General features: G+C 68.9%; 14 protein-coding genes and 3 pseudogenes. 6 read left to right on the top strand and 11 right to left on the bottom strand.

Features of this window, described 5'->3' with window-relative positions:
• Window positions 1-142: 142 nt before the first annotated feature.
• Window positions 143-400: pseudogene (locus H1D24_RS40045) on the bottom strand (transposase); the annotation flags it as partial.
• A gap of 271 nt (window positions 401-671) precedes the next feature.
• Here H1D24_RS40045 and H1D24_RS40040 point away from each other — a divergent pair.
• Both H1D24_RS40040 and H1D24_RS40035 read left to right on the top strand, forming a co-directional pair.
• Window positions 672-2,303 (top strand): transposase, encoded by a 1,632-nt coding sequence (locus H1D24_RS40040; protein WP_181662695.1) that lies wholly within the window; start codon window positions 672-674, stop codon window positions 2,301-2,303.
• A 57-nt stretch (window positions 2,304-2,360) separates the two neighbouring features.
• Entirely contained in the window at window positions 2,361-3,017 is a 657-nt protein-coding gene (locus H1D24_RS40035) for a class I SAM-dependent methyltransferase (protein WP_309484622.1), read from the top strand.
• Between the two features lie 221 nt (window positions 3,018-3,238).
• On the opposite strand, the gene H1D24_RS40030 is transcribed toward H1D24_RS40035, so the two are convergent.
• Together H1D24_RS40030 and H1D24_RS40025 are read right to left on the bottom strand one after the other, a co-directional pair.
• On the bottom strand, window positions 3,239-5,518 hold the full coding sequence (locus H1D24_RS40030; protein ID WP_181662694.1) for an ATP-binding protein: 2,280 nt from the start codon (window positions 5,516-5,518) through the stop codon (window positions 3,239-3,241).
• A gap of 116 nt (window positions 5,519-5,634) precedes the next feature.
• A complete protein-coding gene (locus tag H1D24_RS40025) occupies window positions 5,635-5,808 on the bottom strand; it encodes a hypothetical protein (RefSeq protein WP_181662693.1) in 174 nt (57 codons plus the stop codon).
• Between the two features lie 353 nt (window positions 5,809-6,161).
• Between H1D24_RS40025 and H1D24_RS40020 the strand changes: the two genes are divergently transcribed.
• On the top strand, window positions 6,162-7,613 hold the full coding sequence (locus H1D24_RS40020; protein ID WP_181662692.1) for an NF041680 family putative transposase: 1,452 nt from the start codon (window positions 6,162-6,164) through the stop codon (window positions 7,611-7,613).
• A gap of 9 nt (window positions 7,614-7,622) precedes the next feature.
• On the opposite strand, the gene sigJ is transcribed toward H1D24_RS40020, so the two are convergent.
• Entirely contained in the window at window positions 7,623-8,567 is a 945-nt protein-coding gene (gene sigJ / locus H1D24_RS40015; protein WP_181662691.1) for an RNA polymerase sigma factor SigJ, read from the bottom strand.
• A gap of 152 nt (window positions 8,568-8,719) precedes the next feature.
• On the opposite strand from sigJ, the gene H1D24_RS40010 reads away from it, so the two are divergent.
• On the top strand, window positions 8,720-9,856 hold the full coding sequence (locus H1D24_RS40010; RefSeq protein ID WP_181662690.1) for an LUD domain-containing protein: 1,137 nt from the start codon (window positions 8,720-8,722) through the stop codon (window positions 9,854-9,856).
• A 333-nt stretch (window positions 9,857-10,189) separates the two neighbouring features.
• Window positions 10,190-10,462, top strand: a pseudogene (locus H1D24_RS44325) (FCD domain-containing protein); the annotation flags it as partial.
• Window positions 10,463-10,631: 169 nt separating this feature from the next.
• On the opposite strand, the gene H1D24_RS40000 reads toward H1D24_RS44325, so the two are convergent.
• The 6 genes from H1D24_RS40000 to H1D24_RS39975 form a co-directional block, all read right to left on the bottom strand.
• A complete protein-coding gene (locus H1D24_RS40000; protein ID WP_181662688.1) occupies window positions 10,632-11,420 on the bottom strand; it encodes a GH32 C-terminal domain-containing protein in 789 nt (262 codons plus the stop codon).
• Window positions 11,395-12,453, bottom strand: a complete 1,059-nt coding sequence (locus H1D24_RS39995; protein WP_181662687.1) for a LacI family DNA-binding transcriptional regulator — start codon at window positions 12,451-12,453, stop codon at window positions 11,395-11,397. The genes H1D24_RS40000 and H1D24_RS39995 overlap by 26 nt, the downstream gene beginning before the upstream one ends.
• Before the next feature lie 29 nt (window positions 12,454-12,482).
• Window positions 12,483-13,391, bottom strand: a complete 909-nt coding sequence (locus H1D24_RS39990; protein WP_181662686.1) for a carbohydrate ABC transporter permease — start codon at window positions 13,389-13,391, stop codon at window positions 12,483-12,485.
• Entirely contained in the window at window positions 13,391-14,248 is an 858-nt protein-coding gene (locus H1D24_RS39985) for a carbohydrate ABC transporter permease (RefSeq protein WP_220137760.1), read from the bottom strand. The genes H1D24_RS39990 and H1D24_RS39985 overlap by 1 nt, the downstream gene beginning before the upstream one ends.
• Window positions 14,249-14,325: 77 nt before the next feature.
• Window positions 14,326-15,669 (bottom strand): ABC transporter substrate-binding protein, encoded by a 1,344-nt coding sequence (locus H1D24_RS39980; RefSeq protein ID WP_181662684.1) that lies wholly within the window; start codon window positions 15,667-15,669, stop codon window positions 14,326-14,328.
• 40 nt (window positions 15,670-15,709) lie between these two features.
• Complete coding sequence (locus H1D24_RS39975; protein ID WP_181662683.1) at window positions 15,710-17,140, bottom strand: glycoside hydrolase family protein; 1,431 nt, start codon at window positions 17,138-17,140, stop codon at window positions 15,710-15,712.
• A gap of 256 nt (window positions 17,141-17,396) precedes the next feature.
• Between H1D24_RS39975 and H1D24_RS39970 the strand changes: the two are divergent.
• Window positions 17,397-18,331 (top strand): annotated as a pseudogene (locus tag H1D24_RS39970) (integrase core domain-containing protein).
• On the opposite strand, the gene H1D24_RS39965 reads toward H1D24_RS39970, so the two are convergent.
• On the bottom strand, window positions 18,268-18,657 hold the full coding sequence (locus H1D24_RS39965; protein ID WP_181662682.1) for a hypothetical protein: 390 nt from the start codon (window positions 18,655-18,657) through the stop codon (window positions 18,268-18,270). The pseudogene H1D24_RS39970 and the gene H1D24_RS39965 overlap by 64 nt on opposite strands.
• Window positions 18,658-18,828: the final 171 nt, after the last annotated feature.

Raw genomic sequence — 18,828 nt, 5'->3', positions numbered from 1 at the left:
GCGTCGCCGCCGCTCTCGCGGAAGCGGGCTATGACTTCCGGCTGGTCCTGGGTGACGGCGGGCACAACCCCAACCACGCAGGCGTCCTGCTGCCGGACGCCCTGCGCTGGCTGTGGCGGTCGGACAACGACTGACGGAGTAGCTAGTGATCTTGTGGGCCTGGTGTCCTCAGGGTGAGTCCGGTGGCCGCCAGGCATCCGTCGATGAGGTCGGGCCGGTACTGGACCTCTCGTAGCCCCTGCCGGAGGTTGCGCATCAGGTGGGCGGGGTCGGTGAAGACGGTGTTGGCCTGGCATCGGCGGCGCAGGAGGGACCAGATGCCTTCGACCGGGTTGAGCTGCGGCGCGTAGGGCGGCAGGTAGTAGACGGTGATCCAGTCGTGGGCGTCGATGACGGCGCGGATGCGGGGTTCGGCGTTGCGGGGGAGGGGGTCGGGGTTGGGAATTGCTGCCGGTGTGCTGAGTAGTAGTGAGAGTTGGTGAGTACGAGTGAGCGCCGGTAATCGGGTGTGGGCGGGGGCTGGTCGTGTGGCCATGCGCTGGAGGCTTGCTTCCGCGGTGCGTGTCCTGGGGCTACTGGAGGCGAACAGGGTTTCTTAGGTCGAATGAGTGACCTTTGCGGGTGGCGGTCGTTGAGTGACGGGATCTCGTTGAGCCGGGGGTGGTGAAGGGGTGGGCGGAGTTCGGGCGCTGGCGGCACCCTTCGTCGTGCCGGGGCCTGCGGGTGTGGCCATCCGGGATCGGTTGCGCGTCTCTGACGCGGACGCGGCCGTGCTGCGTGAGGTCGGTGCCTTCCTCGGCTCGCTGGCCGCCAGTGATCTCGCCGACCGCTGCCGTCAGGGTCTGGAACACGATGGCCTTTCCTGGGCGGTGCGCAAGCAGAAGCTGACCGGCGGGTCGTCATCGCGCTGGGCGGGCAGTATCACCAAGGCCACACATGATCAGTGGGCGCTGGCCCGGCGCGCACAGGCCGCGCATATGGTGTGGCTGCGCGGGCAGATCGCACAGATCGAGGCCCGGCTGGCCCGGCCGCTGGGCGCCAAGGCCGACAAGCACGCGTCACTGCCGAAAGGCTACGCGTCGCGTCGCGAGTGGCATGCGAAGTCCCGGCGCATGCAGACCCTGAAAGATCGGCTGGCGGGGGTGGAGACCGACTGGACTGCGGGCCGGGTGCGCGTGGTGCGCGGCGGACGTCGACTCGCCACCATCCGTCACCACCTGCCGGAGGCGGGGCTCGAGGAGGGGGCGTGGCGGGCGCGGTGGGAGGCCGCGCGGATGTTCCTGGCCGCGGATGGGGAGTCGGGCAAACGCTTCGGTAACGAGACCATCCGCATCACCGACACCGGGCAGGTCTCCATCAAACTCCCGCCGAAATTTGCCTATTTGGCAAACGCGGCGCACGGCCGGTACGTGCTGGACGCTGTGGTCGCCTTCAAGCATCGTGGCGAGGAGTGGCTCGACCGGATCGGGGCCCATCGTGCGGTGGCGTACCGGATCCACCACGACCCCGTACGGGCGCGCTGGTATGTCACGGCCTCCTGGCAGCGCGCCGCCGTGCCCGTCCTGCCCCTTCAGACTGCGCTGGCCCAAGGCGCGGTCGGGGTCGATATGAATGACGACCACTTGGCGGCCTGGCGCCTGGACATCCACGGCAACCCCATCGGGGAGCCGCAGCGCTTCTTCTACGACCTGTTGGGCAGCGCCGCGCACCGGGATGCCCAGATTCGGCATGCGCTGACCCGCCTGCTGCACTTCGCCCGCCGTTGCGGCGTGGCCGCGATCGCCGTTGAGGACCTTGACTTCGGCGACAGTAAGACCCGGGAGAAGTACGGCCGCAACAAACGGTTCCGGCGGCTGATCTCCCGTTTTCCGACCGCGAAGCTCATAGCCCGGCTGGTGTCGATGGCCGCCGAGCAGGATGTGGCGATCGTCGCGGTCGACCCGGCCTACACCAGCCGGTGGGGTGCCCAGCACTGGCAGAAGCCGCTGACCACCCCACGACGTGAGACGACCCGGCACGATGCGGCGAGCATCGCGGTCGGGCGACGCGCCCAGGGCTTTCCGATCAGGCGACGGACGGCACTGCCCCCACCGCACCAGAGCGATGCGGTGGGGCATCGGACCGCCCAGGCCCGACCGGGCACCCGACGGCGTGAGGGACCCCGCCCGCCTGCCACGGACCGCGCACCCACAGTGCCGTCGCCGAGCAGGACGCGAAAGCGGGGAACCAGCCGGGCGTCCAACACCGTTCGGGATGCCCGCAGTGACCAGGTATGGGTCCAAGACTCACTCCTGCTCACTTAATTGGAACGGTATCCCGTGGAGCTGTTCGACATGGTGCTGGCGTACTAGGGCCATCCGATTCGGACTGCCCTTGAGATTGGAGCTGGGACAGGCAAAGCAACCCGCCTGTTCGCTCAACGAGGGATCACGGTCACCGCGACCGAGCCTGACGGGTCGATGCTCGCGGAACTGCGCAAGCGCGTGCCGGAAAGCGTCAGGACGGTGCAAGCCGCATTCGAGGACTTGCGGTCGGGCGAAAGGTACGGGCTGGTTTATGCGGCAGCGGCGCTGCATTGGACGAACCCGGAGGGTCGGTGGTCACGCATAGCCTCGCTGCTGGAACCAGGTGGCGTGTTCGCCTCGTGCGGCGGCCCAATCCGACTGGCTGACCCGGCTGTGGAGGAAGCTGTGCGCGCGGCACGGGCACCGTTCTTGGAGAGCGATGAGATTCCGTCCCCAGACGGGACGCCTTGGGGGCACGACATGCAGTGGCCGGGTTCGGAGCTCCAACGGTCTGAGCGGTTCACCGGCGTTCAACAGTCCGTGATCAAACGGCGCTTGTTGATGAGCGCTCGCGACTACGTTGGCCATCTCTCGACCATTTCGGCTTATCTCGTCTTGCCTGCCTTCGAGCGAGAGCAGGTATTCAGCCAGATCATGCAGGTTCTGCCCGATAGAGTCGAGGTGGCCGCTGACCTCATCGTCCATCTCGCGCGTCGGCGTTCCGAGGACTGAGGAATACACGACACCTCGACATGCGAGCCCACCAGTCCCAAGGCTGGCTCCGAACTGCGTTACCCGCGTGTGGAGTGTGCTCGGTCGAGCGGGATGACGGCGGCTGACCGTTCAGCGGCCTGCTCGCGGAGGGCGGCGTTCTCCGCCAGTGACCAGCATGATCAGCCGCTACATCGTGTGGCGAAACAAGGAGGTCCAGGACGGGCACCTACACGGGGTCCTCAGCACGACGAACGTGCCTCCGCCTCCGTTGCCCTGGCCCGCATCTCCTCGGCGCGTGGATCGCCGATCGTGGTCAGCAGCTCGGCCGCTCGCGCCCAGCTCGCCCGGGCCTGTGCGCCGTCTCCGCGTTCCAGATGAGCCGACGCGATGTGGTCCAGCACGTCGGCCTGGTTGTAGGCGTCGAACGCCTCTTCGTAGAGCCGCAGCGACCGCTGGTAGTCCGCGATCGCCGCCTCCAGCTGGCCGAGGCGCTGCCGGGCATAGCCGATGCTGTCCCAGGTCGCGGCCTCACTGCGGCGGTTGCCGGTCTCCCGCAGTATGGGGAGTGCCTCCTCGCACATGGCGATGGCCTGCCGGTGATCGCCCAGCAGGGTCAGATACCAGCCGATGGCTTTGAGTACGCGTGCTACGCCCCCGCGGTTCCCGAGCCTCCGGTAGATCGCCAGGGCGCGTCTGGCGTGGTGCAGGGCCTCGCTGTGGCGCCCCTGGCGGCCCCGCACAAAGCCGATGCTCCGCTCGGTGATGGCCTGTTCCGCCGAGCCCAGGCGGGGCAATAGCTCAAGCATGAGAGCGACTTGCTCCTCGGCCTCGTCCACCCGGCCCATCGCGGCCAGCGCGCGGGCCAGGTTCTGGCTGTTCCTGGCGATGGCGGTCGGGTCGTCCAGCACGAGGGCCGCCTCCAGACCGATCCGCTTGGTCGCGATCTCGTCGGCCCAGCGGCCCATGACCGAGTAGTAACCCACCCAGTCCCTTGTGAGGTTCATGCGGTAGCGCAGCAGCTGCGGATCGTCGAGGGCGCGCATGGCGGCGGCGACGGTCGGCTCCTCGCGGCGGAACCACTCCAGCGCTTCCTCGCGGCTGTCGACCGCGACACGTATGACGCCCTCGCCCGAGGAGCCGGGCAGGTCATCGTTGGGCTGGGTGTCGAGGACGCGACTGGCCGTGAAGGCGTTGTGGCACAGATAGTCCATGAGACGTCTCTCGGCGCCGAGCCGGTCGTCCCCCTCACGCTCGACGAGTTCGGTGCCGTATGCCCGTACCAGGTCGTGCAGCACGTACCGGCCGTCGGCGTCCCGCGACAGCAGGTTCACCGAGGTCAGCGCCCGCACCTGCCGCCGGGCTGCGGCCAGGTCCGCTCCGGCGAGCGAGGCGGCGGCCTCCGTCGACATGGACGGCCCGGGGTGCAGGGCGAGATACCGGAAGAACCGTGCCGTCGAAGGCGTCAGCGCCCGGTAGGACCAGGAGAACACGGCACGGACATCGACCTGCGGGTCATCGGCGGACAGGGCGTCCAGCCGTGGCCTTGCCTCACGCAGTTCGCGCACCCCCAGCCTGAGCGGGACCTCCGGGGACGCGCTGAGCTGCGCGCCGACGATTGCGACCGCCAGTGGCAGGAACCCGCACAGCTCCACCAGTTCGGCGGCGGCCTCCGGCTCCGCCCGGCACCGTTCCTCGCCGATCCGCGCGGCCAGGCCCGCCAGCGCCTCCTGGCGCGTCCACACGTCCAGGGTCACCAGGCTGGCGCCTTCGGCCACGGCCAGGCCCGACAGCCGACTGCGGGAGGTGATGATGGTCAGGCACCCCGCCGAAGCAGGCAGCAGCGGCCTGACCTGCTCCTCATTCCGCGCGTTGTCAAGTACGACGATCAGCCGACGGGAGGTTGTGTGCGCGCGGAACAGAGCGCTGCGCTCCGCTGTGCCGCGCGGCACGTCGCTGCTGGGCACCCCCAGCGCGCGGAGGAACCCGCCGAGCGCCTCGCCGGGGTCGAGGGGCCGGCCGGTGTCCTCGAAGCCGCGCAGGTTCACATAGAGCTGGCCGTCCGGGAAACGGTCCGCCACCTGGTGCGCCCAGTGCACCGCAAGTGTCGTCTTGCCCACCCCCGCCATGCCCCCAATCGCGGAGACGACGACATGCCCGCCTTGCCCGGCGACCTGGGAGGTGAGACCGTCTACGGACGCCAGCGCCTCCGTTCGGCCGCGGAACGTGGCGAGGTCGGGCGGCAGCTGCCTCGGCGCCTGGCCGGTGACAATCGCCACCGCACCCGCCGGACGGCCAGCGCGCGCTGCGGCCAGCAGTGCCTCCCGCTCCGCATCAGCCAGGCCCAGCCCGTCCGCGAGCGCCATCACCGTACGCCGCTGCGGAACCCGGCTACGCCCCCGCTCCATGTCACCGATCGCGCGGACACTCACCCCCGATGCCTCGGCCAGCTCCTCGATCGTCAAACGGCCCTGCTGCCGCAGACCACGAAGAACAACCCCGAACGGCTTCTCCCCAAACACAACCTCTCCCTGCCCTCCTCGACCGAGGAATACGACGTGACCTGTGCCGGCCCACCCCAGGCCAGAGGGCGTCCCCGCATGGGAGCATAAGGACTGTCCGGTGCACAGTGCTCACGCTACGGCCGCTCCAGCTTGAATCCGGCGATCATGCAGTTGCGGCAGGAGTCATGCCAGCGCAAGCCCAGACCGGGAACGTCGACGATCCGGGTCGCGACGGCCAGCTCCCCGCACGAGGAGCAGCGTGCTCGGGTCGGGGAGTGGGGGTAGATGCGGGCCCGGTAGCCACTCATCCGTAGCGGTCCGGCCGAGGCCGGGGCAAGACAGCTGGGGTCGATGCCGAGGAATGCGAGGGCCTGCAGGTCGACTGCGGCACAGGGCCGCCTGACGCTTGAAGCGACTTCAGCAATCCCGAGCCGGACAGGAGGCCCTGCCTTCATGCACGACCCGCCCGAAGATCACCCCACCGGGTCGACACACTCGAACCCACGCTCACCGTGATCGATAGAGCAACGGCTTCTCAGCTTGGTGTTTAACTTCGACCGTTCACCTGACCCGCTGATCTTGGTTCATTCCCGGGACAGCAGGGCGGCCGTTCTTCACGCTTCGAGGTGTTGAGCAACGTCACGTGAAGGAACGGCCGCTGGTGAAGAGTCTCGCCGCTGAACAGTCCGCTGACGCCGCGTTGGGTGTCCTGTCCCACTTTCGTGTCGAGTTCTACGACTGCCTCTACACCCGGGCGGATGCGCTCTTCGAGCTCACCGACGCGGTGCTGTGCTCGGACAGCCCGGTGACGTCGCTGGTCGAGTTGACGCTCACGGCCGAGCACAGGCGTGGGCACGGGGCGATGTACGACGCGGTCAATCACGGCTGGCTGGAGCCGCGCCGCCTGCGCAGGCTGCTTGCCTCCACGCCGCTGCCGCGTGCCGCCGACGGGCGGATCGTGCTCGCGGTGGACGTGAGCAACTGGCTGCGTCCCGATGCTCCCACCAGCCCTGGCCTGCTGTTCTGCCATGTCTACGGGCGGGGCCGCAGCGCGGATCAGTTCATCCCCGGCTGGCCCTACTCCTTCGTCGCCGCGCTGGAGACGGGGCGTACATCCTGGACAGCCGTGCTGGACGCGATCCGGCTGGGGCCGTCCGACGATGCCACCGCGGTGACCGCCACCCAGCTGCGCGAGGTGGTCACCCGGCTTGTTCGCGCCGGGCAGTGGCGGCCGGGCGACGCGGACGTACTCGTCGTGATGGACACCGGCTACGACGTCACCCGCCTCGCCTATGTCCTGGCCGATCTGCCCGTCGAGCTGGTCGGCCGGCTGCGCTCGGACCGGGTCATGCTCCGGGATGCCGGACCGCGCCGCTCCACCCCGCGTGGCGGGCAGCCCCGCAAGCACGGTGGCGTCCTCACCTTCGCGAAGCCGGAGTCCTGGCACACCCCTGACCAGGCCACGACGTGCGACACCACCCGCTACGGCACGGCCGAAGCCCTCGCCTGGGACCGGATGCACCCCCGGCTACAGGCCCGTGGTCCCTGGCTCGACCACTGCGGTGAACTCCCTTTGATCCACGGCACGTTGATCCGGCTGCAGGTCGAGCATCTGCCCGGCGACCGCGACCCGAAGCCGGTGTGGCTGTGGTCCTCGCGCACCGGCATGACCGGCGCGGACGTCGATGTGCGCTGGCAGGCGTTCCTCCGCAGATTCGATCTCGAACATACCTTCCGGCTGTTCAAGCAGACCCTGGGCTGGACCGTCCCCAAGGTCCGCGATCCGCACACTGCCGACCTGTGGACGTGGCTGATCATCGCCGCCCACACTCAACTCCGCCTCGCCCGGCCACTCGCCGAGGACCTCCGTCGCCCCTGGGAACGGCCCGCCGAGCCCCGCCGGCTCACCCCCGCCCGGGTCCGCCGGGGGTTCCGCCACCTCCGTGTGAAGACCGCCCGTCCCGCCAGCGTGCCCAAACCCTCCCGGCCCGGGCCCGGACGCCCACCCGGCTCAAAAAACCGCAGGCCAGCCCCACGTCACGAGCCTGGGAAGACCGTGAAACGAATCGAAACCCTCACCGAACACGTCCGCCTGAAACAGCAGCGAGGATAAAGATCAAGCTCAGGACAGCCGCCACGGGCGGAGCTTGTCCGGGTTGCGCACCGCCCAGATGTGCTTGATCCGGTCGTCGTCGGCGAGCTCGAACGCGAACACCGTCTCGATCCGGCCCCCGGACTCGACCACCAGGCCCGGCAGTCCGTTGACCGAGCACTCGAGGATGGTCCGCGGCGGCGCGAGCCCGGCGATCGTCAGGTAGAAGCGCGCGATCTGCTCGGCGCCCTCGATCGGCAGCAGGTGGGCGATGGCGCGGCCTCCGCCGTCGGCGATCGCGGTGGCGTCCGGGTCAAGCAGGCCGACCAGGGCCTGGATGTCTTGCGCCTCCCAGGCCGCCTTGAACCGCCGGACGACGCTCGCCTGCCGGGCCGCGTTCGGGCTCGCCTCGGCCCGCGCGGCGGCGATGCGGCGGCGGGCCGAGGACGCCAGCTGGCGGCACGCCGCCGGGCTGCGGCCGACGATCTCGGCCACCTCAGCGAACGGGTAGCGGAAGACGTCGTGCAGCACGAACGCGACGCGTTCGGCCGGGGTCATCGACTCGAACACGACCAGGAAGGCCATGGTCACCGACTCGTCGAGGGTGATCCGGTCGGCCGGGTCCCCGCCGGCGCCGCCCGCCGCCCCGGCGATCCACTCGGCCGGGTCGGGCAGCGGCTCCGGGATCCATTCGCCGACGTACGTCTCCCGCCGGACGCGCGCCGAGCCGAGCAGGTTCAGGCAGATGCGGCTGGCCACCTTCGTCAGCCAGGCGCCCGGGGACTCGATGGCCTCCTGCTCCGCCCGGGACATCGCGTACCAGCGGGTGTAGGTCTCCTGGACGACGTCCTCCGCGTCGGCCAGTGACCCGAGCAGTCGGTAGGCGAGATTGAGCAGCTGCCGCCGCTCGCTCATGATCGCGCTCAGGCCCGGGTCCCGCTGCTCGTCTGCCGCCTGCTCGGACGGGGTGGTCATACGCTCTCCCGGCTTCCTCGTTCATGTGCTCTCTCCAGTACGACACAACAGAGCGGCGGAATGTGAGGTCGGCGCCTCGCCTCACATTCGGCGGGGCTGCGTTGTCGTACTGGTGAAGACGAGTGCACCATCCACAGGACAGGAAGCTCAGCATGAACGACTTCCAGGAGATCGCCGACCGCGTCGAGATCGAGGCGCTGCTCGGCGAGTTCACCGACGCGGTGATGATGCGCGACCGCGCCCGCCTCGCCGCGCTGTTCACCACCGACGGGGCTCTGCGCATGCCCAACGTCCCGGTCGAGCTGGTCGGCCGGGAGGAGATCCGGACCGGGGCCGAACGCCTGCAGAGCCGGTGGGACTTCTTCGTGCAGAACAGCCACCTCGGCACGATCCAGCTCGACGGCGACACCGCCACCGGCCGCACGTACATGCACGAGCTCGCGCGCACGCTCGACGGGCTCGAGGGCGTGAACTTCGCCATCTACCACGACACCTACCGGCGCACCCCGGAGGGCTGGAAGTTCGCCGAGCGGGTCTACGAGGTCAGGTACGTCGACACCACCCCGCTGGGGGGTTCGGCGCCCGGCGCGAACGGTCACATACACGGCGCCGGTCACGCCGGCGAGAGCGGCCATGCGCCCGGCACCGGGCGGGCGGACGCGTCGGCCACGGGGGCGGCCGACGACTTCGCCGAACCGGCGTCCGCCGAGCGGCTGGACCGGACGATCGAGGCGCTGCGGGCGAACGGCTTCACCGCCGAACTCCACGACGACGCTGCGGCGGCCAGGGCACGCATCAAGGAGCTGATCCCGCCGGGCGCGCGCGTGTTCACCGGGGCCAGTGAGACGTTGCGGCTGTCCGGTATCGAGGAGGACATCAACGCCGGCGACCGCTACCAGGCCATCCGGCCGCGCGTGCTGAAGATGGACCGCGCCACCGAATTCGACGAGATCCGCCGGCTGGTGGCCGCGCCCGACGCCTTCGTCGCCAGCATCGCGGCCGTCACAGAGACCGGCTCGCTCGTCATCGCCTCCGGCAGCGGCAGCCAACTTCCCGCCTGCGCCGGCGGCGCCGCGAGCGCGATCTGGGTCGTCGGGGCACAGAAGGTGGTGCCCGACCTGAGCACCGCGCTACGTCGGGTGGAGGAGCACGCCCTCCCGCTGGAGAACGAACGCGCCCAGGCAGTCTACGGGCAGCCGAGCGCGGTCAACCGTCTGCTCGTCCTCAACGCAGAGCCGCAGCCCGGGCGCAGCACCGTCCTGTTGCTGCGCGAGGCCATCGGGTTCTGAGAGGCGGTTCGTGAGCTGATGTCCGTTTCCGGAGGAGGTTGGGGGCAGGGCTGCTGGTCGCGGGGGCCTCCGGGAAGTACTACTTCCTGGCGAAGCGGCCGGGCACGATGTGGTCGCGCTGGCAAGATCGGGTCATGGGTTTGAATGGGAGACCTGACACGTCGTCACCCGCCATCGCCCCTGCTCATCCCTACCGTGCTGGGATGCCGATGAGGTGCCCGTGCTGACTTGTCGGTTGCCGCTTTGTGGCGGGGAGAAGCGGGCTCGGTCGAGCGTCTGCGCGCACACTTTCTGCACGGCTTCGAGGCCCACCGGTCTCGACGAGATGCTGGAGTGCCTCAAGATCATCGATCCGGGCGCCACCGCGCTCGCCCGGATCGACGCCGCGGCTCTCGACGCCCTGCAGGTGCGCATCGAGCGGATGCGCACCTGCAGGACCCCGAGGAACTCGTGCCTGAGGACCTGGCGTTCCACGCCGACATCGTGGCCGCGACGGGCAACCGCACCCTGGAGTCGCTGCTCGCCTCGGTCACCCGGCGGACGGCCAGCGCCCGCATCTGGTGGGCGCTGGTCAAGTCCGACGTGCTGTCCTGGACGCACGAACAGCACCTGGACATCTGCCTGCCTTGCGCACCCGCGACAGCCTCGCCGCCTTCACCGCGGCCAGCCGGTACGTCAACGACGTGGACGCCTGGGTGGGCGAGCAGCTCGACGCGGTACGGGAGCACTGACGGACGGGGCAGCCGACACGGCGTGGAACCAGTCGAACCAGGTGTTACGCGAATTCGCGGATGGTGATGCCCGAGAACGTCGCGCTGCTGCCGTCGGCGTAGACCGAGATGCCGGTGTCGCCGGTCTCGAAGTACACCTGGTGGGACAGCACGGTGTGACCGGCGTTGACGAAGACCTCGACGCTCTGCTTGTCGACGAGCACCTTCAGATGGACGAAGCGTGCGGCGGGGTCGATGGGCGCGTTGCTCTGGCCGTAGGCGCCGAAGGTGTACTCGGGCCGGTCGGAGGGCCGTCGGTCGACGTAGACGTCCCCCTGGAAGACGCCGATGTTGGTGTGGCGGCTGCCGTCGGCCGACCTGCCCACGGAGATTCCGACGTTGTTGAGCTGCTGCCAGCTGATGTCGAGATCGAGTTGGTAGGCCGAGCCGTTGTAGGGGAGGTTGACGCTGCCGGCGGTGGTGACGTCGGCGAGGTTGACGGTGCGGACGACGTGGTTCTGGAGCGTGGGCACGGGCTGGGAGAGCAGGGAGTACCAGCCGCCGGGCTGCCTGGCCAGCTTCAGTTCGCGGACGATGGACATCTGGCCGTTGTAGCCGTCACTGAGATCGGTGGGCACCGTACGGGCGGCGTAGTGCCAGTTGTTCATCCACGCGATCGCGAACCGGCTGGTGGTCGGAGCGGCGACGTTCGGGTCCTTCCTGTCAGGTGGTGCTCGGACACAGCCGGAAGCGGCTTGTGGGGGTGGCTCGTGTGATGCGGGAGGACGTTCACATGAGGGGCAGGACGTCACGCGGGCGCGGCGGCGCTCAATGCGGCGCGGCGGGCGGGCCATTCACGCCGGCAGTGACGTTCACCGAGGCGCGGTGGACGGGTGGGCAGCCGACGACGACGCGGCCGTCGTCCGCCGGCTGGTCGAGTCCGAGCAGGACGCGCACGCCGACCCGGCCAAGTTCGTAGTGGGGGAGGGCAACCGTCGACAGCGGTGGCCGCAGATGGGCGGCGATGACCTCCTGGTTGTCGAAGCCGACGACGGCCAGGTCCCCAGGCACGCGCAGGCCGCGCTCGCGCACCCCGTCGTACACACCCATGGCGACCCGGTCGTTGTGGCAGAAGACCCCGGTCACGTCCTGGGCGAGCAGCGGGCCGATCGCCTCGAAGCCGCCTTCCTGGTCCGGCCGCGCGTCGACGACCAGGTCCGGCTCGAAGGACACACCGGCGTCGGTGAGCGCCCGGCGGTAGCCCTCAAGTCGACCGTCGTGGGCGGGCGACGGGCTGGTGGTGTTGATGAAACCGATCCGCCGATGGCCCTCGGCCAGCAGCATCCGCGTCGCCTCGTACCCGCCGGCCACCTCGTCCGGTACGACGGCGGGCAGGTCGCCGCCCGGAGCGAAGCAGTTGACCAGGACGCAGTCGGTCTCGGTCAGTCCGGCCGGCGGCTCGACTTCGCGGTGGTACCACGCCGAGTACAGCACGCCGCGCACCTTGTGCTCCAGCATCATGGCGATGGCCTCCGTCTCGGCCGCCTCGTTGCCCTCGGTGTTGGCGACGAGCAGCACGTAGCCGTGCCGCCACGCCTCGTCCTGGGCGCCGCGGATGATCTGTCCCGCGAACGGTGTCGAGGCGATGGCGTCGGCGACCAGGCCGAGGAACCGGGAGTGGCCCTTTACCAGGACCTTGGCCATCGCGTTCGGCCGGTATCCCAGTTCCTGGACGGCCCGCTGGACGCGCTCGCGGGCCTCCTTGCCGATGCGTGCCCCCTTCTTGTCGTTGACGACGTGCGACACGGTGGACACCGACACTCCGGCGGCCTGCGCCACATCCCGCATGGTCACGGCACGTGGTGTGCTGTCGTCCCGTTCGCTCATCCCTCGCCCGCCTTCGCTCTCCATGGTGCTCATCCCTTGTTCGCGCCGCTTTCCAGCCCGTAGATCATGGCCTTGTTGAGCACGAGGAAGACGAGCAGGAGCGGTGTCACGGTCACGCACACGGCGGCGAACGTCGCCGTCCAGTCGGTCTTGCCCATCGCGCCGATGTAGTTCTGCAGGCCGAGCGGGATCGTCTTGAGGTCCTCCGAGAGCACGAACGTATTGGCGAAGATGAAGTCGTTCCAGATGAAGATGCTGTTGACCATCACTACCGTGACGACGGTGTTCACCGACATGGGCAGGGTGATCCGGGCGAAGATCCGGTACGGTCCGGCGCCGTCGAGCGAGGCCGCCTCGTAGGTCTCGCGCGGGATGTACGCGAAGAACGAGGAGAACAGGTAGAGGGCCATCGGGAGCGAGAAGCCGGCCAGCGGGATGATCATCGACGGGTAGGTGTCCAGCAGGTCGACCCTGGTGTAGTCGATGAACAGCGGCACGAGCGCGATCTGCACCGGCACGATGATCCCGATCAGGAACAGGGCGCGCACAGCGTTGCTGAACCGGAAGCCGAGCACCTCGATCGCGTACGCGCCCATCATCCCGCACACCACGATCAGCACATCGGCGCCGGCGGTGACGATCAGGCTGTTGAGGATGTACGTGCCGAGATCGCCCTGGCCGAATGCCCGCGCGTAGTTGTCGAGGGTGAACGAGGTCGGCAGGCCGAAGGGGTTGCCGGAGGCGAAGTCCTGCTCGTCGCGCACGCTGGTGAGGAACAGCCACACCAGCGGATAGACCTGTACGACGGCGATGGCCAGGACGATGACGCGGGAGAGCACTCGGTGGATGTTCGGCCGGCGCCTGGCCGCGGGCGGGGCCGGCGGGCGGTCCTCCTTGGCGGGGGCGATGGGCGTGCGGGTGAAGGTCTGCGTGGACATCAGACGGCCTTCCGCCTAAGGACGAGCAGAATCAGACTGACGGCGACCAGGCACTCGATCACGATGAACACGGACATGGCGCTCGCGTATCCGAAGTCCGTGCTGGTGAACGCGGTTTTGTACATGTACGTGGTGATCAGCTCGGAGGCCTGGCCGGGACCGCCGTTGGTGAGGAGGTAGGGGATGTCGAAGCCTCGCAGGGCGTAGGTGGTGGCCATGATGGTCGTGGTGATCCACACGGGCCGGATGTAGGGGAACCGGATGCGGGTGAAGATCTGCCACTGGTTCGCGCCGTCGAGCCGGGCCGCCTCCTCGATCTCCCTCGGTACGGCGAGCAGCGCGGCGTAGAGGATGACCGTGTAGAGCCCGACGAACCGCCAGCCCTCCGGGGCGGAGACAGCGGCCAGCGCGGTGTCCGTATCGGAAAGCCAGGGGCGTTCCAGACCGTCGAGGCCGACCGCGCCGAGCAGTCCGTTCAGCAGCCCGACCGGTTCCATCGAGTAGATGCGCTGGAACAGGAACGCGATGGCGAGGGTCGAGATCACGGCGGGCAGCAGGTACAGCACCTTGAGGACTTCACGGCCCCGGGTGAGGGAGGCGAGCAGGCTGGCCGCGGCGAGACCGCCGCCGAGCTGGAGCGTCAGACAAACGGCCAGGTAGCCGAGTTGGTTGAAGAAGGTCGTCCAGAACGTCGAGTCGCCGGCCAGCATGTGCCGGTAGTTCGACAGCCCGACGAACTGCATGTCGGTGATGCCGTCCCAGGAGAAGAAGCTCAGCACCAGCGACTGCACGATCGGCAGCAGCACCGCGGCGCCGTACAGGAGCACGGGCGGCAGCAGAAAGACTGCGACCGACAACTTGGAGCGGTGGGGAAGCATGGCGGCCTTTCCGGGTGGGGGTCCAAGGGCCTGCGGCGGACCCCCACCGGCTGGGATCACTGGAAGTACTTCGGCGCGTTCTGGCCGAGCGTGGCGTCCATCGTCGAGGTGAACTCGGACGGTGAGACGTCGCCCTGGACGAGCAGTACGAGTTCGCGCTGGAGCCGGGTGTTGGTGGTGGGGTCCAGCTGCGTGTCCCACGGCATCGCCAGCTCAGTGCCCACCTCGTCGGCCGCCGCGACCGCCCGTTCGTACAGCGGGGTGGCATTCGCCGGTATGGCGGTCTTAGCGTTGGTCGTCGGGGACAGCTCGCCGGTGGCGGCGTACGCCGCCGGATACTTGGTGAGCGCGAACTTCAGGAAGTCCCGCACGAGCGGGTCGTAGGTCTTGGCGTTGACAGCCATGCCGATGCCGGAGGGGGATACGAACTCGTTGGCGGCGGTGGCCGACCCCTTCGTGGTGGGCAGCGTGAAGAAGTCGATGGCGCCCCGCACGGCCGGGTTCAGCTTCGTGGTGGCGAGGCTGGCCAGCTCCCAAGTGCCGATGTTGTACACGGCCGCCTTGCCGGAGGTGAACTGGTTCTGGGCGTCCGCGTAGCCCACGGCGGAGAAGCCGTTGGCGAAGCAGCCGGCCTTGCCCAGTGCGCTCAGCCAGTTCACCGCCTTCTGCCCGGCCGGGTCGCTGAACTTCGCTTTGTTCTTCTTCAGGTCCCGCACGTAGGACGGGCCGTCCGTACGGAAGGGCTGGTAGGCCGCGTAGCGCTCCAGCGGCCACTGGTCCTGCCCGTCCAGCGCGATCGGGGTGACGCCCGCCTTGCGCAGCGCGGTGCACATGGCCGGGAAGTCGTCGAGCGACTTCGGTACCTCGATGCCAGCCTTCTTGAAGTGCGCCTTGTTGTACCAGAAGAACTCCAGCTGGTACTCGAATGGGATCATGTAGAGCGATCCGTCGTCGAAGCGCTGGTAGTCCAGTGCCGCCTTGCGGTAGGTGTCGTACATGCCGAGGCTCTGCAGCAGCTTCGTGGCGTCCATCATCCGGCCCTGGTTGGCGAGCTTCCGGGCGAACGGCGTGGCGTCGGTGTCGAACAGCTCGGGCAGCTTGTTGGCGGCGGCGAGCGTCTCGTACTTCTGGATGTATGACGGCCGGTCCGGGGTCGTGATCAGCTTCAGCTTGAAGCCGGGGTGGTCCTTGGCGTACTCATCGGCGATCTTGGTCATGGTCTTGATGACCGCGCCGTCCGCCGGACGGGAGAGCAGCCACGAGATCTCCCGCGGCTCGATCTTGCCGCTCGGGTTGACGTCCGAGGGTTTGGCGCCGCCGCCGCCTCCGCCGCATCCGGCGACGGTGAAGGCGAGGGCGACGAGCCCCGCCGCCCAATGAGTCCTGCGCGTTGTCTTCATTAGCTGTTCCCCTTTGAACAGGTTCCGCGGTGCGGGTGGATCACGGGGTGGAGGGGCGTCGCCGCACCTGGAGGTCGCGGACCTTCACGGAGCCTTCGCCCGCGAAGATCCCGAGCCGGTCGTGGGTCGTGTCGTAGAGACGGGTGCTGAGGCAGACCTGCCGGTCGAGGACGACGACGACGATGTCGTTCTCGACGATCACTTCAAGCGTGTGCGACTCGCCGCTGAGGTCGGCGGGCCGTTCGAGTTCGATCGTGAAGGGCACGTCACCGGAGATCTGCCACTGTGCGTCCCCGGTGGCCCTGCGGGGCCAGTGGTCGAGAACCATCCGGCCGCGCTTGGGCTCCAGGCGGACGAAGTATCCGCGGTCGCCGTCCTCGCTCGCCCGCAGCAGGAGTCCGCATTCGGTGGTGCCGGGGGCGATGTCGAGTTCCGCGCGTATGTAGTACTGGGCCGCCATCGGCTCGGTGCCGACCACGCCGGCGAACCCGTCAGAGGCGTCGAGCGCGGTCGGCGGCAGTCCGGCGGGGACTTCCTGGGTGAAGGTCTCGACGATCTCGGCCGGGACGCAGAATCCCAGGGTGCCGTCGCCGTTCTGGACGGCCTCCAGCAGTGACAGGGTGCCGGCCCACTGCCAGGCGCCGTCGTCGGTCTCGCCCTCGCGGGTCGCGATCCACCCGGCGAAGATGCGGCGCCCGTCCATCTCCGCGGACTTGGCGGCGTAGAAGGCGCGTCCGTCGATGGTGTCCCGGTCCGGCACCAGCCAGGGACCGTCCAGGGTCCTGGCCATGCGGTACCGGGTGGTGAAGGCGTCGGAAAACTCGGAGTACACCAGGTACCACCAGTCGCCGAGCTTGAAGACCTCCGGGCACTCGTGGGTGATGTACCGGCGCGGGTCCCAGAAGGGCTCGGCCGGCTCCCAGTGCACCAGGTCGGTCGACACGCACTGCGCGATGACACCGCGCCGTCGCTCCGGGCCGGTGCGGTGGCGGGCCGCGATCAGCATCCGCCACAGTCCGTGCCGCTCGTCGCGGAAGACGAACGGGTCACGCCAGTCGCCGCTCTCGTAGCCGTCCGGAGCGCCGAAGGTGTGCTCTGGGTGCTTCACCCATGTCCGCATCCCGTCCCCGCTCGTGGCGTGCATGACCAGCTGGAGCGGCAGCCCGCCGGCGCCCACCTTCGCCGGGTTCTGGCCCGTGTAGAAGAGGTGGTGGACACCGTCGCCGTCCCGGACCAGGCTGCCCGTGTAGGCGTTGAAATCGGCGTCGGTGTCGGCGCCGTGCGGCAGAGCGACTCCGTGGTCGTCGATGTGCACGAGATCCCGCGTGGTCAGCAGGTGCCACGGCGTACCGGGCTTGGGCGTCTCACGCCGCTCGTGCAGGTAGTACAGCCACAGCTCACCGTCCTGCTCGAACGGGATGACATCTCCAACCCATCCATCGGACGGCCGGAAGAACACGCTCTGCCGCACTGTGACTCCTCTGCTCAAACGTTTGACCAGGAGCGTATGGACGTCGTAATGCTTGGTCAAGCGTTTGAGCAGAAGGAAATTCCGGCCACGGAGGTGCTTGATGAGCACGCCGTCGGCACCGGCGTGCGTTCCTGTGGGGCTGGGGCCGGCACCGGCCGGGTTCGGCCGCCGCCGGATCGTGTGCCGTTCGGAAACTCATCGCTGCTGCTCGGAGTGGGTCTGGTGTGCCAGCATGGCCTGCTGGAACCCTGTTCGGATGGTCGTCTTGCTGCTGTATCAGGTGGCACGGAGACTGCTTTCGGTCCCGGCGGTGCTGCTGGGCCGGGACGCGGCCAAGGACGCCGAACTGCTGGTGCTGCGGCATGAGAACGCGGTGCTGCGCAGGCAGCTCACCGTGCCGGTGCGGTACGAGCAGGCGGACCGGCTCTGGTTCGCGGCGCTGTCCTCTCTGATCCCCCGGCGCCGGTGGGCCCAGGTGTTCCCGGTGACGCGCGGGGCCCTGCTCGCGTGGCACCGCAGGCTGATCGCCGAAGTGGGACTACAGCAAGCGCCGGAGCAGGCCTGGCAGGCCGCCGACCGCGAGCGCGGTGAAGGCGCTGGTGCTGCGGCCGGCCCGGGAGAACCCGCGCTGGGGCAGCCGTCGGATCCAGGGCGAACTGCTCCGCCTCGGACACCCGGTCGGCACGACGACGGTCTGGGAGATCCTCACCTCGGCGGGCATCGATCTGGCCCCGCGCCGCGGTGGGCCGACGTGGCGCGAGTTCCTGACCGCGCAAGCCGAGGGCATCATCGCCTGCGACTTCGTGCACATCGACCTGGTCGACCTGCGCCGGGTGTACGCGCTGGTGTTCCTCGAACACGGCACACGCTGACTGCACGTCACCGGGGTGACCGCCCATCCGACCGGATCCTGGGCGGTGCAGCAGGCGAGGAACCTCGCCGCCGAGTTGGGCGTACGGGTCGGCTCGCTGCGCTTCCTGCTCCGTGACCGGGACGCGAAGTTCCCACACCCGGCAGATCCTTGACGCCTACGCCCGGCACTACAACCGCCATCGGCCGCACCAGGCTCGAGGACAGCTCCCTCCCCTCGCCCAGGAGCACCCGGTGGCCGTCACTGACCTGACCGCTCACCGGCTCTTCCGCACCCGAGTGCTGGGCGGCGTTATCAACGAGTACAGATACACGGCCTGACCAGCAGCGACGAGTTTCCGAACGGCACAGGCCGCGCCGAGCTCGATGAGCAGGCTCAGGATGTCGGTGGTGATGCCCCGCTTGCGGCCCCGGCTCTTCTTGCCCGGATCCAGCCCCGTCGTGGCCTTGGCTGCGTTGACGGAGGCGTGCACGGTCTGGGTGTCCATCACGATCGCAGACGGGTCCTCACAGCGGCCGCGCCTCTCGCGCACCTGCCAGCGCAGCAGGTCGTGGATCACCTGGTCGGCGCCGTCGTCGCACCACTTGCCCAAGTAGTAGTACGCGCGGCGGTGTACGGCGGGAAGTCGTGCGTCAGGTAGCGCCATTGGCGGCCCACCCGGGCTTGGTACCGGATCGCGTCGACGATCTCTCACATCTCGTACCGGCCCTCATGATGACCGAGCGGTGCTGTCCCTTCCAGGATGTGACGACCGGCCGGATCAGCTCCCACGCCTCCAAGTCACCTTCGCGTCAGCACCGCGCGCTGCCCGGACTGT

The organism is Streptomyces himalayensis subsp. himalayensis (assembly GCF_013778455.1).
In the GTDB taxonomy this organism is placed as follows: Bacteria; Actinomycetota; Actinomycetes; order Streptomycetales; family Streptomycetaceae; genus Streptomyces; species Streptomyces himalayensis.
This window is presented reverse-complemented; position numbering and strand designations above follow the sequence as displayed.

Excerpts from the sequence above, each read along its gene's own strand:
- H1D24_RS40025 (WP_181662693.1), bottom strand. The coding sequence starts at position 5,808 with ATGAGTGGCTACCGGGCCCGCATCTACCCCCACTCCCCGACCCGAGCA.
- sigJ (WP_181662691.1), bottom strand. The coding sequence starts at position 8,567 with ATGACCACCCCGTCCGAGCAGGCGGCAGACGAGCAGCGGGACCCGGGC.
- H1D24_RS40010 (WP_181662690.1), top strand. The coding sequence starts at position 8,720 with ATGAACGACTTCCAGGAGATCGCCGACCGCGTCGAGATCGAGGCGCTG.
- H1D24_RS40000 (WP_181662688.1), bottom strand. The coding sequence starts at position 11,420 with ATGGCCCGCCCGCCGCGCCGCATTGAGCGCCGCCGCGCCCGCGTGACG.
- H1D24_RS39995 (WP_181662687.1), bottom strand. The coding sequence starts at position 12,453 with ATGAGCGAACGGGACGACAGCACACCACGTGCCGTGACCATGCGGGAT.
- H1D24_RS39990 (WP_181662686.1), bottom strand. The coding sequence starts at position 13,391 with ATGTCCACGCAGACCTTCACCCGCACGCCCATCGCCCCCGCCAAGGAG.
- H1D24_RS39980 (WP_181662684.1), bottom strand. The coding sequence starts at position 15,669 with ATGAAGACAACGCGCAGGACTCATTGGGCGGCGGGGCTCGTCGCCCTC.
- H1D24_RS39965 (WP_181662682.1), bottom strand. The coding sequence starts at position 18,657 with ATGGCGCTACCTGACGCACGACTTCCCGCCGTACACCGCCGCGCGTAC.